General features: G+C 67.7%; 11 protein-coding genes. 3 read left to right on the forward strand and 8 right to left on the reverse strand.

Going from position 1 to position 14054, the window contains the following annotated elements; translation table 11 throughout:
- Window positions 1-198: 198 nt before the first annotated feature.
- Both Pla108_RS03620 and Pla108_RS20805 read right to left on the reverse strand, forming a co-directional pair.
- Window positions 199-414, reverse strand: coding sequence for an IS66 family transposase (locus tag Pla108_RS03620; RefSeq protein WP_231934277.1), 216 nt, complete (start codon window positions 412-414; stop codon window positions 199-201).
- The gene (locus tag Pla108_RS20805; RefSeq protein WP_197526383.1) at window positions 399-584 is read right to left on the reverse strand and encodes a hypothetical protein; all 186 of its coding nucleotides are present in this window, start codon (window positions 582-584) and stop codon (window positions 399-401) included. The genes Pla108_RS03620 and Pla108_RS20805 overlap by 16 nt, the downstream gene beginning before the upstream one ends.
- Window positions 585-1078: 494 nt before the next feature.
- On the opposite strand from Pla108_RS20805, the gene Pla108_RS03625 reads away from it, so the two are divergent.
- Window positions 1079-1738 carry a PilZ domain-containing protein gene (locus Pla108_RS03625; protein ID WP_146443098.1) on the forward strand — a complete coding sequence of 220 codons (660 nt, stop codon included), beginning with the start codon at window positions 1079-1081 and terminating at the stop codon, window positions 1736-1738.
- A gap of 511 nt (window positions 1739-2249) precedes the next feature.
- Here Pla108_RS03625 and Pla108_RS03630 read toward each other — a convergent pair.
- Both Pla108_RS03630 and Pla108_RS03635 read right to left on the reverse strand, forming a co-directional pair.
- A complete protein-coding gene (locus Pla108_RS03630) occupies window positions 2250-2870 on the reverse strand; it encodes a PAS domain-containing protein (RefSeq protein WP_197526213.1) in 621 nt (206 codons plus the stop codon).
- 645 nt (window positions 2871-3515) lie between these two features.
- The gene (locus Pla108_RS03635; RefSeq protein ID WP_146443102.1) at window positions 3516-6527 is read right to left on the reverse strand and encodes a YCF48-related protein; all 3012 of its coding nucleotides are present in this window, start codon (window positions 6525-6527) and stop codon (window positions 3516-3518) included.
- A gap of 206 nt (window positions 6528-6733) precedes the next feature.
- Here Pla108_RS03635 and Pla108_RS03640 point away from each other — a divergent pair, with 206 nt between their 5' ends.
- Window positions 6734-8344 (forward strand): HDOD domain-containing protein, encoded by a 1611-nt coding sequence (locus Pla108_RS03640; RefSeq protein ID WP_146443104.1) that lies wholly within the window; start codon window positions 6734-6736, stop codon window positions 8342-8344.
- A gap of 55 nt (window positions 8345-8399) precedes the next feature.
- On the opposite strand, the gene Pla108_RS03645 is transcribed toward Pla108_RS03640, so the two are convergent.
- From Pla108_RS03645 to nadD, 4 genes are all read right to left on the reverse strand, one after another.
- Window positions 8400-8873 carry a hypothetical protein gene (locus tag Pla108_RS03645; protein ID WP_146443107.1) on the reverse strand — a complete coding sequence of 158 codons (474 nt, stop codon included), beginning with the start codon at window positions 8871-8873 and terminating at the stop codon, window positions 8400-8402.
- A 96-nt stretch (window positions 8874-8969) separates the two neighbouring features.
- Complete coding sequence (locus Pla108_RS03650) at window positions 8970-10109, reverse strand: GTPase (RefSeq protein ID WP_146443109.1); 1140 nt, start codon at window positions 10107-10109, stop codon at window positions 8970-8972.
- Window positions 10106-10948 carry a type III pantothenate kinase gene (locus Pla108_RS03655; protein WP_197526214.1) on the reverse strand — a complete coding sequence of 281 codons (843 nt, stop codon included), beginning with the start codon at window positions 10946-10948 and terminating at the stop codon, window positions 10106-10108. Before Pla108_RS03655 ends, Pla108_RS03650 begins: the two co-directional genes overlap by 4 nt.
- Window positions 10949-10982: 34 nt before the next feature.
- Window positions 10983-11549 carry a nicotinate-nucleotide adenylyltransferase gene (gene nadD / locus Pla108_RS03660; protein ID WP_146443114.1) on the reverse strand — a complete coding sequence of 189 codons (567 nt, stop codon included), beginning with the start codon at window positions 11547-11549 and terminating at the stop codon, window positions 10983-10985.
- 88 nt (window positions 11550-11637) lie between these two features.
- Between nadD and priA the strand changes: the two genes are divergently transcribed.
- Window positions 11638-13944, forward strand: coding sequence for a replication restart helicase PriA (gene priA / locus Pla108_RS03665; protein WP_146443117.1), 2307 nt, complete (start codon window positions 11638-11640; stop codon window positions 13942-13944).
- The last annotated feature ends 110 nt before the right edge of the window (window positions 13945-14054 follow it).

Below are 14054 nucleotides of genomic sequence, written 5' to 3' on the forward strand. Positions count from 1 at the left end.
GCCTCTTGGTCCGCAACGAGAAGCACGCCGAGAACTACCTCGCCCTCTTCCAACTCGGCTGCCTCCTGCTCTGGTACCGAAGGTTACGACAACTGACCGGATAAGGCACTTCTGGGATAGTTACTTAATGGGAGGCGGCCTGGCTGAGGGCGACCAGCGGGTTGTGGCCTCTGCGTTTGAGGGTGCGGAGGACGGTCATCAACACGGCCCGCGTTTCCGCGCCGCGGGGCCGGCGTTCTGGTAGGAGTTCTTCCGCATCGACAAGGCCGGCCGGACCTTGCGTTCGGCGTGATTGTTGGTCGGATCGACGTTCTCACGCCACAAGAACGTGAACAGCTCGCCGGCGTGCCTCGCGCAGCGGCCAGCGTCACGCCCGCGACGTAGTGCAGCCATGCGCTCTAGCAGCGCGTGCATAAGCCGAGCTGGCACTTGGGCAACGCGTCGAGGACGTGGAGCTCGATATGCTTCTGGCGCTTGCCGCACCAGTCGCGGTGGATCACATGCTCGATGGCGACGGGCTTCAGGTCGTCTGGCGCGTCCTCGGCATAAGTTGGGGCGGGGAGGGCTTCCCATTCCGGCGCCAACGCGGTCCCTACCGTAGCAGTTACTCCACCCGCTTCTTGTCGAGGTTTTGGGTGGGGGTGTCAGGTTCTGAGGGTCTGTCGATTCCCTACCCAAAAGGCCGCCGCACGCACTTATTTGGCGGCAAACGGGGGCTTTGCCTCGATTGCGAGCGCTTCGCCAGCTGCTGAGGCAGCACGCCATCATAAAGACTTACATCTCTCTGCAACTCCGAAATCCCCATGAGGGGTGGTAGTTTCCAGCCGCCTTGCCATAGCGGATTCCACCAGTCTTCCGTCGGTATTACACAACGCGTTAGCAGGATCGCTCCAACTTGCGCAGAGGCGCGGTAACTCGCATTCTAATCCCCCAGAAGACCAGTCACGGTTGATTGGCAAGGGCCGAAGTGCATTCACTAAGGGACGAATGGTTGGAGGGCTAGTCGCCGACGCGCCTCGATTCCCGATGCCGAAGTCGATCGTGAGTGCAAATAGTCTTCGTGGAGGATACGAACATCATGTCCGTCGAAAGAGACAAGCTGATCGCTCAGCCCAACAACGAGATCGACCAGCTGTGTGCTGTTGGCCGCATCCCAGTGGTCTTGAGCAAGGCGGATGCGGGTTACGAGATTGCGCACTGCGCGGGGTGCTTACGGACGCTATCTTGGCCTTCGCCGCGTCCCGACGCTTGGGCGGCGCCAGTCCCGTGCCCCGAATGCCAACGCATCTACTTTACGGCGGCGCGCAATCGATCGGGGATCGAGATCCCGAAGGACGAAGCCAGTCAGGTGAACGACGCGCAGCAGGCGTCGCGCACGGCCCCCGATTCTCCGCCGCTGCCGATCGCTATTCAGCTGCTCTCGAATTTCTTCGGTGCGGGGCTGGTCGTCGACGAACGCCGCCAGTCAGCCCGTTACGCCCTTTCGGCGCCGGTGGTTGTCGTGCCGTTAAGTAACGATGGAATGCCCGTCGCCGAGGCGTACAGCATGACCCTCTTGGACATATCGGCGTCCGGCATGGGACTGATGCGGACCGGTCAGGCGATCGGCAGCTATTTGCTCATCGACTTCGCTGCCGCGGGCGCGCCGGGCACTCAGTGCCTTATCAAGGTGTGCTGGCGGAACGAAGCCCATGGAATCACTAAACTGGGCGGCGAATTCATTCCCTTCGTGCGGTGAATCCTCCCCGGGCCGCACCGCGGCTGGCTGTGGGGCTGGAAGGTAGAGAGAGACGCGGGGGAATCTCGCACGACCGGGGCGTTCGACGCCGCTAACCGCCGAAGGGGGGATGGGAAGGACTCGACCGGCCCCCCGGGTATGCGGTTCCTCTGCCGGGCCCGCCACGGAGTAGGCGAAGCCCCCGATCGAGCGTCTTTTGCGCGGTCGCCCGCGCCGTGGGCAAGTAAGCAAGCGCGCCGTGGGTCCTACGTCGCCCGGCGACCGAACCACCGACAGGGAACAACGAAGAGACGTAACGGCCTTAATCACCCCGACAGCGACCAAGCGGCGCAGGAGTGAGACTCGAAGATAAGGCCACCACAGCTCCCTCTGAGCGGTGATGTCGATCGCGTACTTGACGACCTTCTCAACTTCACCGGACATCCCGACCACGGGGTTGTAGGTCGCCTGGATCCAACGGTGGCTCCCACCCCTCGCGAGTCGCTCAAAGTCACCGGAATGGAAGTCACCCTTATTGGAGACTCGCCCAGAACGCGAGATAGCCCTCGTCGTCCAGAATCTCGCCGGGCACAAACATGCGGTGCTGGCGGCCGATCACCTCGTGCCGCGAGTACCCCATCATCCGAAGGTAATTGTCGTTGACGTCGATGATGACGCCATCGGGATTGAACTCGATTCGCCCTTGGGATCGATCAATCGCGGCGAGCTGTGCGTCGAGGGCGACCGCCGCTCGTTCGGCGATCTGCTCGGCTTGCTTCTGTCGAGTGATGTCGACGGCGTACTTGACGACCTTCCATACGCGCCCGGCTTCGTCAAGGATTGGGTTGTAGTTGGCTTGAATCCATCGCCTTGAACCGTCTTTTGCGATCCGCACGAACTCGTCGCAGTGGTGCTCCCCCGAGCGGAGCTTTTCCCAGAAGCGGGCGTAAGCCTGCGACTCTCGGTAGGTGGGCTCGACGAAGCACCGGTGGTGCCGGCCGAGCACCTCGTCCCGGTGGTAGCCCATCGCCTCAAGATAGTTCTTGTTGACATCGATGATGACGCCATCGGGTGTGAATTCGATTCTCCCCTGCGATCGATCGATTGCTTCCAGTTGGGCGCCGAGGATCGTCGCGAGCGATTGCGTATCCATAGCGGGAGCTCGGTTACTCTCGGGGGAAGTCGCGGTCAAGGTCGCCGAACTCATGGCCAGGATGACGAAACGGAGGGGTGCTAGGGTCGCCCGAACGCAATTCCAAACGGCCAAGCCGGCCGGTGTCTTACGGAATGGAGCGGGGCGCCCGTGACGACCTCGCGTTGTACGGGTCGTACTGACTTGTCACGAACTGTGCGGCAGTACTGCGCGGCAGTGAAGTCTGGCAGGGAAAGCCGCGTCCTCGAGAGAGAAAAGGGAGTAGGGCGTTTCCCGTCCCCACTGTGCAATCCGTGGGAACGGACGCCTCAATCGCGCCCAGCGGGTGAATCCGACGGGCTCGCAGCTCTCGGGCCGCGCATTCCCTACAACCGCTACGCCCGCGCCGGCGTACTTGCCTTACGATGTTGCTTCAACTCAACAAAGATTGACCAAGTGCTGCTGGCATGGGGCCGCTCTTCTCGATGGTCGTTTCCGTCTAGACCGTCCTGGCTTTGTGCGATGAAGCAGCTCTCCCCCTGAGATTCGACTGCCGCCAAGCCCGGATGGCGATTCACGGCAGCGGATGGAGATCCGATTGACGCTACAGCGGCGCCACAGCGAGGCGTCCGTTTCATCGCCCTCTTGCTCAGGCCGCATCGTCGCTCAATCGAAGAGCCACAGCCCATACGCGTCGGGCGAGTCGGCCGCCGCCGCGGTGGCCGGCCAAGAGGTGGGCGTTTGGCCCGGGCGTTCGCGGCGGAGTGACACGGCCCACGCCGCCCGGGCGATGTGCTCGGGATCGGCCAACTCGGCCAGCGGAATCGCCGCTTCGGCGCGCCAAGACGATTCGTCGGCGTCGGCCGCCACCCACCAGGTTGGCCGCCAGTGGTCGTCGTTCCAGAGACCATCATGCGTCCAGCCGCGCGCGTCGATGGTGAGCTCGAACGCCGTCACATAGTCACGGTCGGTGTCGATCCGTAAGTGCAATCGGTCGTGTCCGGTAAGGTCCGCGTCGCGGGGACGGGTGGCGTTGGCGTCGATCGGCTCAATCGAATCGGACGCCGCGTCGATGGCGAGAAAGAGGAACTCCTCATCGTGGGCAATGCGGACGGTGGCGGTCGATTTGGCGGCGCCGGGGAGGGAGAGCGTGATGGCGTCGGCGCCCGACCATGCCAGATCATCGAACCGGCCATCGAGCTTGGGGCGTCGCGCGGCGTAACGGCAGTTCGCGAGCGGCTTGTCGGGGGGGAGTCCCTCGGGCTTGGCGATCCAACGCTCGGCCTGGGCGGCCCGGCGCCAGTCGTCGGCGATCGATTGCTTGGAGAGCACCAGCGCCGTGCGATCGGCGTCGGCGCCGAAGCCACGGGCGCGTTGCGTCGCCGCCTCGGCGAAGCGGATCGCCGGCTGCGCGTAGAGGGAGGGCCGTGCCTGGCCGAGGAACTGGGCGAGCGCCGCGGCGCGCTCGAGCCGTTCTTCGGAAGTGAGGACGCCCGTCTTGTCGGGCGCCGCGAGCTGGGCCACGCCGCCGGGGTTGCTGGGGACGTTCGCGAGGGTGTCGGGTCGGGCGTCTTGGCCGGCGACGGCGCGTGAGTCGGCCCGGGCCCGTTCGCCACTGGCGTAATACTGCAGCAGCCACAGCAGCGACGCGTCGGCGAGCGGGGCGTCGGGGTAGCGGCGGGCGAGCAGGTAAAGCGTGTCCGACGCCAACTCAAGCCGGCCCGCTTGGCGGTAGCCCTCCGCGAGTTGGCGGAGCAGGTCGGCGCCCGATTCGGCGTCGAGACCGCCGGTGAGATTTACGACCTGGCCCGCCCAGGCCGGGTCACCGACCGACTGGTCGAGCAACCGCTCGAGGTTGCGTCGCTTGGAGGCGAGGCGGCGGAGCTGTTCAAGCTGGCTGGCGGGAGCGACCGCGGCGGGACGGCGCGCGTCTCCGCCACGCGGATGAGCAAAGCCCGCCATCAGGTCGGGCCGGTGCGTCGATGGCGCTGGCTTTCCGGCGAGCGTCCGCCAGCGGTAAGCAGCGGGCGCTGTGGTGTCTTCCTTATCGAGCAGCCCCCGCGCCGCATGACGCCACTGCGCGGACGTCGCGCCGAGCAGCGAAGAAAAGTCGCCGGTGCTCTGCCGTGATTCGCCGGCGGCGAGGGGCGCGCCGTCGTCGATGGCGTAGCCGACGACCCGCTCGGCCCGCCACGAGGCGAGCCCCGTCTCGACCGGCGGGGTTTGGGCGGCGAGTTCCATCGCCTCGGCGGCGGCGTCGGCGAGCAGCGAAGCGGCGCCGGACAAAGCCCGTTCGGGGTCGGCGGTGACGATAACATCGGGCCGGTAGGTCACCAAGAGCTTGCGAAACTCGGCGACGAGCAGTTCGCGGGCGCGCCCATCGGTCACGCGGTTGAGCCTCTCTAGCAGGGCGTCCGGCGGGAGCGCGGCGTCGGCCGCTTCGAGGGGCGTCGACCAGCCGAGCCGCACCGCGTCGGCGCCGACTAGCGTCGCGGCGTCGGCGAGTCGGTTCGCGGTTGGGGTGGCGTCGGCGGAGCGCTCCGCCAGTAGCGGCGAGGCGACGACGGTGCGGAAACCCTCACCGGCGGCGTTGATAGCGAGCAGCTCGGTTGGCAGCTTGTCAGGCTCGGCCATCACGAAAGCGGCGGCGCTCCGGCGTTCGCCAGCCCGCTGGTCGCGCCAGGTTCTCCCGCCGTCACGCGTGGTGAGGATGCGTCCGAACTCGCCAACGGCCCAGCCGCGGGCGTCGTCGACAAACGTGATGGCGGTGATCGGTGTGGCGACTCCCGTGCGAGCGAGGCGCCAGGTGCGTCCGGCGTCGGGCGAATGGAGCACTATCGAACCCGGCGAACCGGCGATCCAGACATGCTCGCCGCGGCAGGCGACCGCCCGCCAGTCGAACCAGTCGGCGAGCGACGGCGGCAGGTCGCTTGGCGGCGGTCCCCAGGCTTGGCCGCCGTCGTCGGTGGTGCGGACCAAGGCGCCATCGCCGACTAGCCAGCCGCGAGATTCGTCGACAAGGGCGACCCCGTAACCGCCACGGCGATCACCTGCGCCGAGTGACGCCGTGACCTCACGCCCGGTGAGTCGCGCCGAGGCGCCACGGAGCCCCGCGACGACGCCGGCGAGCTCGCCAACGCGGTCGCGCGTGAAGGCGCCCGCTCGCCACTGCTGTTGAGCGGCGGCCGGGACGGGTCGCCAGTGGCGGCCGCCATCGTCGGTCGTGAAGAGGCCGGACGGCGCGAGCGCTGTTCCGTCTCCGGCGGCGACGCCGTGCTCATTGTCGAAGAACCGGACCGCCCGGAGCCGTGGCAGTTGGCCCTCGGCGATCGACTCCCAGGTGCGGCCGCCATTGGCGGTGGCGAGGACGACACCGCGCGACTCGTGCGTGTATGGCCGCGCCGAACCGCCGACGGCCCAGCCGTGGTTGGCGTCGGCGAAGGTTACCGCGTCGAGGCCGTCGTCGGTCGGGGTCGAGAGACGGCGCCAGTGGTCGCCGGCGTCGGTCGTCTGGAGCACGACGCCCCGGTCGCCCACCGCCCAGCCGTGGTCCGCATCGACAAACGCCACGCCGCGTAGCGAGGCGTCATCGGCCAGCACGTCGGCGAGCGACGGCGGGCCGTCGGCGGCCGGGGCGTGGCTAGCGACGATCGCGAACAGCAGTAGCAGGCGGCGCATCCGTGCGGCCTCAAGTCGGGGTTCAGAGCGGGGCGAGAGCAGCAGAGTCTATCCGGCCTGGGCGTGAAGACCCACATGGAATGCCCCGCTTCGGGCGCCTTGGTTGGCATTGTAGGGCCTGTGCTGGCGGCGCCGGCGCCGCACGAACCGAGGCGTGAGCTAGGTTTCAATGCCTCCAATTGCCCCCCGACTTGCCGCGGCCGCCGATGCCTCCTGCCGAGACCCCGACGCTCGCCGCGATCGCCGACCGCGCCGGGAAGTTGCACTCCCCACCCGCCGTGGCGATGGAGGTGCTCCGTCTGACCGACGAGCCGCAGATCGACGCCCGCGCCTTGTGCCGCTGCATCGAAGGGGACCCTGCCCTAGCGAGCAAGCTGCTGCGGGTTGTTAACAGCTCGCTGTACGGGCTCCCCCAAGAGGTGGCGAGCTTGTCGCAGGCGATCGCCCTGCTCGGCGTCAAACCGCTCAAGTTACTGGTGCTCGGCTTCTCGCTGCCCGAGGGGATCGCTGAGGGGCTAACCGGCGGCGCGCTGCAGCGCTACTGGACCGAGACTCTGACGACAGCGGCCGCCGCCCGCCGTTTCGCTGTAGCGGGCTGGGGGCGCCTGGGGGACGAGGCGCTTGCCGCGGGCCTGATGCAGGGGGTCGGCCAACTGGTGTTGCTGAGCCAACTCGGTGACGAGTACGCCTCGCTCATCGACGCGGTCGCGTCGAGCAAGCCTCGCGGCGGCCAACGCCCTACGCTCGCGGCGATCGAGACACAATCGCTCGGATTCGAGCATCGCGAGCTGTCGGCGGAGATGTTGCGTCGATGGAACCTGCCGTTGTCGATCGCCGAAGCGATCAACCAGCAGGCCGGCGACAACAACCTCGACCATTTGACCGGCGACACGGCTTGCTTGGCGCAGTCTTTGCGTCTGGCGAATTTGCTGACGCAGATCTTGCTACGTCGAGATCTCTCAATGCTTTCGACGCTGCTCACTTGCGGTCAGAACTACGGCGACCTCACGCTAAAGCAGATCAACACCATCGTCGGGACGCTCCAGGGCGAAGCGGCGCAACTCGGCGAGGCGATGGCGGCGCCGCTCAGCGACGGGGGCGACTATCAGCAGACGCTCATCGACGCGCACGCCCGGCTATCACTGCTCTCCGAGGAGAGCGCCGTTCGGATGATCGGCGACCCGCGGGATGGCGCCGAGATCGACGAGGACGAACAGCTTTGCCGCGACCTGTTGCTTGAGACACGACGCCTCGCCGCCGCCATGCGGGTGATGCTCGCAGGCGGGCTTGAACCACGATCGGACGAGCCGCATGCCGAGCCGCACCAGCCCGCGTCGGTCCGGCAGCCCCTATCGACCTCCGCCGACCCACTCCTGCGACCCCGGTCGTGGCTTCTCGAGCGGATCGACGCGGCGATCCTCCGAGCCCGTGAGAGCCGATCGGGGCTCACGCTTTCGATCCTCAAGGTCTCGCCGAGCAAGCCCCACGCCGAAGCGAGCGTCCTGGCGTTCCGAGACTGGGTCGCTGCATCGCCGTGGGCGAGCGACCTAACGCACGCGACTTGGGCGCCAACCACGCGGGATCAAGCCACGGTCTGGCTGCCGGGCATTGATCGCCTTGAAGCCAACCGACTCTGGTCAGCCGTGGCGATCGAACTAACGAGGACCACGCCGGTACGACTCGACGTAGGGATCGCCGGGGTCGCTCACCCGACGCCAAGCTTCGACAGTGAACCGCTGCTGGCGGCGGCGGAGCGATGTCTCGCCGGCGCCGTGAGCGCCGCTGGGCCGACGGTTAAAAGCATCGAGGTGTTTTGACCCCGACGTCACGACACAGCCGTCTTGCGGTGCGTTCGCCCAGCGAGCTCGTTGTCTAGCGGCGCCAGCCGCCGTAGTAGTGACCCGTCTCTCCATAGCGGGCGCCACCGGCCACGCTTGTGGCGGGACTGAGGTAAGTCGCCTGCTGGACCTGTCGTTGAAGCGTCTGCATCTGCGCCTGTTGAAGGCGGTTTGCCTCGTACTGGTCCTGCATCGGGCGGACGAACGTGTAGTAGTTCGGCGCCGCGGAGCTTGAGTCGGTACGGAACAGGTTCAGGTAGGGGCTGATTGTCGGCCCCGTCGAAGCCGCCGCAAACGGCTTGCCGCCCATCGCCGCCGGTCGGCCGGTGGCGGAGCCGACGCCATTACGGGCGGCGGTGCGATAGCCCGATCCGGCGCGGTGGCTGAGCACGTTCGTCTGCCCCAGTGCTGACATCGCTGTTTGAGGTCGGGAACCGATGCCGGTTTGCGCTTCGGCAATGGCGACCATTCCGAGCGAGCAGGCGAGAGCGATGAAAGTGCGGTGCATGAAGAGCCTCGAAAGCCAGAGGAGTCGGCCTCACCGGAGCGAGGGCGTACGACTCTCTTCATCGACCGCAGGGGGGCGGCATCTTCGGCGTAATCGCTAAAGTAGCTCCGGGGCTAGCAACGCCGGCGCCGCAGCGGCAGCGGTGGCGATCTCTCCGTCCAACAAGTGACGACGGATCGAGCGGAGCCGCTCGTAGCGCCACCGTCCGACGATCACCGCGACGCCGTGCGGTGGGTCGCCGACGCCGATTGCCCGTTCGATCGTCGCCAGCAACCGATCGACGCCTATGCCGTTCGGGGCGTCGGTCGCAATGACCTCGGACGGAATCGAATCGCTTCGGGGGTTGAGGTCGGCTTTGCTGGCTACTTCGATGACGGCGGCGTTGACAGTCGCCTCGGCGAGCAGTGAATCACGGAGTTCAAGAGCCTCCGGCGAAGCGAACGCCGCCGCCTCGCGGACAACCACGACGATATCGGCCGAGCGGAGTGTCGCGCGGGCGAGTTCGACGCCGGCCGCCTCGATCACATTGTCGGTTGCTCTCACACCGGCGGTGTCGGCGAGCGTCACCGGCCAGCCAGAGACGGCAGTCGTCGCCGTCACGACATCTCGGGTGGTGCCCGGCAGGTCGTAGACGATCGCCCGGTCGAAGCCGACCAACGCGTTGACAAGGCTGCTCTTGCCGACATTCGGCGCGCCGGCGATCACGATACGCCACGGCTGCGTAAGACGCCGCCCGAGCCGCTCGCGGCTGAGCAGGTCGTCGATCAGGGCGCCAGCCTGTGTGGCGTCGCCGGCGTCGAGCAAGGAAATCAGAGACCGTAACGCCGCGTCGAGTGAGCCATTCACCTGATCGAGGAGCACCCCAGCGACCCGCTCGGTGGGCGCGTTCGCCAAAGCGTCTTGCAACTCGTCGGCTAGCGAGGCGGGGCTTGGCTTGGTTTCGACGGCGCCGTCGCTCACCAGAGATGCGACAATCGCCGCCGCGGCCGCGACTCCGCCGTGGCAGTGGACCTCGACGCGGTCGGTTGCGGTGCGCACGGCGACGAGCTCTTCGCCCGGCGTGTCGGCGTGAGGGCGTCGCCAGCTGCCGAAGCGGATGGCGTTGATTGGCGCCGTTGTGAGGGGGTGTGCGCCGCCGAACCAACTATCGACCAGTCGCACCGCGTCGGCGCCGGTGACTTCGACCACGGCGATAGCGCCCCGTCCGGCGGGCGTCAGCCGACAGACCCGCGTCATCGGTCAACGCCCGCTGCGAGGGCGACGCCGGCGAGCGTCAGGTGCGGCACGCAGCGGACCGACAGGTCAGGGCCGCCAATCAGTCGGGCGACCGACGGCGCCGCCCCGCCGGTGAGGAACACCTGGGGCGCATCGGTCAGGCGGTCGCGCTGGCGGGCGATCAGCTCCCGGATCGCCCCGACTGCGCCCCAGAAAACGCCTGCAAGGATTGCCGGTTCGGTCGAACGGCCCACCGCGTCGGGCGCGTCGCCGAGGTCGCCGAACTGGATGTCGGGAAGGCGGTCGGTCTTCTCCGCCAGCGCCCGAGCGGCGAGCGTCGGGCCGGGTAGGATGGCGCCCCCTTCGAGAGCGCCGTCCGTTGCGATCAGGTCGACCGTAATCGCTGTGCCGACGTCGACGACAATTGCCGGCCGGCCATCGTGGCGCAATCGATTGGCGGCGACGGCGGCCATGACTCGGTCAACGCCGATGCGGGTCGGCTCGTCAACGCGGAGCGTGATTGGCGCCGTCTCGCTCGCCATCCTTTGAACATCGTAATGGCTGAGCAACGCGGCAAGCGCCTCTTCGGCCGGACGAGAAACGCTCGCCAGGGCGATGCGGGGACGGACATCGCCGATCGCCTGGAGCCAGTCGTGCAGGGCGCCGGCGATCAACTCGTCGAGCGTGCTCGCGAGCGTCTCCGCCGGTTCGGGGAGTCGCGGCGCGGCGATCGGCAGATCGCCCGATAGGGCCGTTGTGACGCAACCACCGTCAACCGATGTGAAGAGACCCAGCTTGACGCGGGTATTGCCAACGTCGATGGCGAGAAGGTCGGTCGTCGAGGAAGACGTGTTGCTCACGTGACTCACAATAACACAGGGGGCGGGCGGGCCGTTAGCGATACAGGCCGTGGCGGGCGATGTACTCGGCGACGGTGTCGGGAACGAGCCCTACGATCGATTCGCCGGCAGCGATCCGTCGCCGCAAATCGCTGCTGCTGACCGCCATCGGCGGCATATCGATCCGCAGGTGGGGGACTTCGGTCGCGACACCCCCCTCGCCGGGGCGCTGCACGACCATTGGCCTGGCGAGCCGCAGGACCTCGGCAGGCTCGCGCCAGCTTGAGAAATCGCGGAGCGTGTCGGCCCCCATCAGAAAGAACAGCTCCGCATCGGGCAGTTGGCCCCGCATCTGCCGGAGCGTGTCGACCGTGTAGCTGACGCCGCCGCGGTCAATCTCGATGGTCGAAACCTCCCGGCCCGCTTGGCCCTCGGTCGCGAGCCGCAGCATCGCGACCCGGTCGGCGTCGGCGGCGACGGGGCCATCGGGCTTCAGCGGCTGTACCGCGGCGGGAATCAGCCAGACCGCGTCGAGTTGGCCCTGCTCGGCGCAGCACGCGGCGAGGGCCAGATGGCCGTTGTGCACCGGGTCAAAGCTGCCGCCGAAGAGGCCGAGACGCATGGGGGGAGATCAGCGGGGGCAGATGGGGGATGATAGGGGGCCGGGCCTATCATCCCTCATCCGACATCGAACCTCTATCCTCACCCCTGTGTCCCAACGCTCTCTCTTCGACGCCGAGCCGCCCGCCTGGGAGATCGATGCGCAATCGATGGTCCTGGCGGCGACGGTCGTGCTGCCCAGCGGGCCGCCGGGGGAATTCGACTACGCGATCCCCGACACGATGGCCGACCCCCGTAAGCCCGATGTCTATGTCGAGCCGGGCCGGCGGGTGCGGGCGCCGCTCGGACGGGGCAACCGGCCGGTGGTGGGGTACTGCGTCGCGGTCGGCCCGAAGCCCTCGTCGCCATCGCGGCCGCTGAAGCCGCTGCGCGGCGTGCTCGATCCGGTGAGCCTCGTCTCGCCGTCGATGCTGAGGCTCACTCGCTGGATGGCCGACCATTACCTGACGCCGTGGGGCCAAGTCCTGGAGGGGGTGGTGCCGTCGGGCGTCCGCGGCCGGGCGGGCACACGCGACGTCACCCTATTGAGTGTTCCGACAAAAGTCGCCGCCCGGCTGACCGGCCTCGAGCTGCCGCCCAAACAGGCCGACGTGCTCCAGGCGCTCGCCGCCAGCAGCAAGCCGCTGTCGCTGAAGCAGCTCGCGATGCGTGTCGGCTGTACGACAGCGCCGATTAACGCCCTGCGAAAACGTGGCCTCATCGAGTCACGCGTCGAGCGACTCGCGACCGACGGCCTGCTCGCCGAAGACGTCGCCGTCGAACGCCAACCGGCGAAGCGACTCAACCCCGACCAGGCGAGGACGCTCGACACGATCCTCGCCGCGGTCGATGCGGGCGAGCACGAAACCATCCTCGTGCACGGCGTCACCGGCAGCGGCAAGACCGAGGTTTACCTGCAGGCGATCGAACGCGTCGTCTCATTCGGACGGCAGGCGATCGTGCTCGTGCCCGAGATCAGTCTAACGCCCCAGACCGTCGGCCGGTTCCGTGAGCGTTTCGACCGCATCGCCGTGCTGCACAGTCACCAGTCGGATGTCGAGCGTCACCGCCAATGGCGCCGCATCGCGGCCGGAGATGTCGAGGTTGTGGTCGGCGCCCGCAGCGCGGTCTTCGCGCCGACGCCGCACCTAGGGCTCGTCGTCATCGACGAAGAGCACGAGACCACCTTCAAGCAAGACACCGCGCCCCGCTACCACGCCCGCGACGTCGCCCTTGAGCGGACCCGCGCCGAGGGGGTGCCGCTCGTCTTGGCGAGCGCGACGCCGTCGCTCGAGGCGTGGCGTTGTTCACAGCCGGGGGCGCCCGAGAGGTTCCGGCTAGCGAGCATGCCGCGGCGGATCGGCGACCTGCCGATGCCGGCGGTGCGGGTCGTCGACCTGCGGGTCGACGGCGAGTCTCGTGGCGCCATTAGCCGGCCGCTCTATCAGGCGATGGACCAGGCGCTTCGCGACGACGGGCAGATTATTTTGTTGCTCAATCGCCGCGGCTACTCCACGCACGTGCAATGCCCGGCTTGTGGCTATGCGCTAAAGTGCGATCACTGCGACGTGGCGATGACGTTCCACCGGCAAGACAACGCCGTCGTTTGCCACTGGTGCGACTACCGCTCGGCGCCGCCGACGGTCTGCCCCGACTGCCGCAGCCCGCGGATCCGTTACGGCGGCATGGGGACGCAGAAACTCGAAGCGGAAGTCAACGCGCGGTTCCGCGGCGTGTCCGTCACGCGGATGGACGCCGACACGATGCGGCGACCGGGCAGCCACGAGACGGCGCTCGACGCGTTCCGCCACGGCGAGACGCGGATCCTGCTCGGCACCCAGATGATCGCCAAGGGCCTCGACTTCCCCAATGTGACCCTTGTCGGAGTGATCTCCGCCGACTCGGCGCTCAACTTGCCCGACTTCCGTGCTGCGGAACGGACCTTCCAACTCGTGACGCAAGTCGCCGGTCGCACCGGCCGTGGCGAGCGGGGTGGCCGCGTCATCGTCCAGACGTTCGACCCCGACCACCCGGCGATTCTGGCCGCGGTGCGGCACGACTACGAACGGTTTGCAAGCGAGGAGCTACCGGCCCGCCGGGCGCTGGGCTACCCCCCCTTCGGCGTCATGGCGCGCATCATTGCCCGCGGCGCTAGCGAGCCGCTGCTGACGGCTTACCTCGATCAGGTAGCGGAGACTTTGAAACGCGCCGTCCAGGAGGCGGGCGCCAAGGTCCGCCTCGTGGGCCCGGCGCCGGCGCCGATCACCAGGCTGCGGGGCGAATTCCGCCGGCACCTACAGATGCACTCCCCAAGCGGCGACGCGGTGCGGGCCGCCCTACGGGCCGGTTGGCTGCCAATCAAGCCGCCCGAGGGGGTGCGTTCGGTCGTTGATATCGACCCGACCGATATGTTGTGAGAGGGGGGTTAGGGACGAGAGATGTGTAGCCGAGCCGCGACCGTGAGGGAGCCGTCCTGACGACTCCGCTATGGTTTGGACGAATCCCTCACGGTCGCGGCTCAGAGTGA

It is taken from the genome of Botrimarina colliarenosi, from assembly GCF_007859955.1.
In the GTDB taxonomy this organism is placed as follows: Bacteria; Planctomycetota; Planctomycetia; order Pirellulales; family Lacipirellulaceae; genus Botrimarina; species Botrimarina colliarenosi.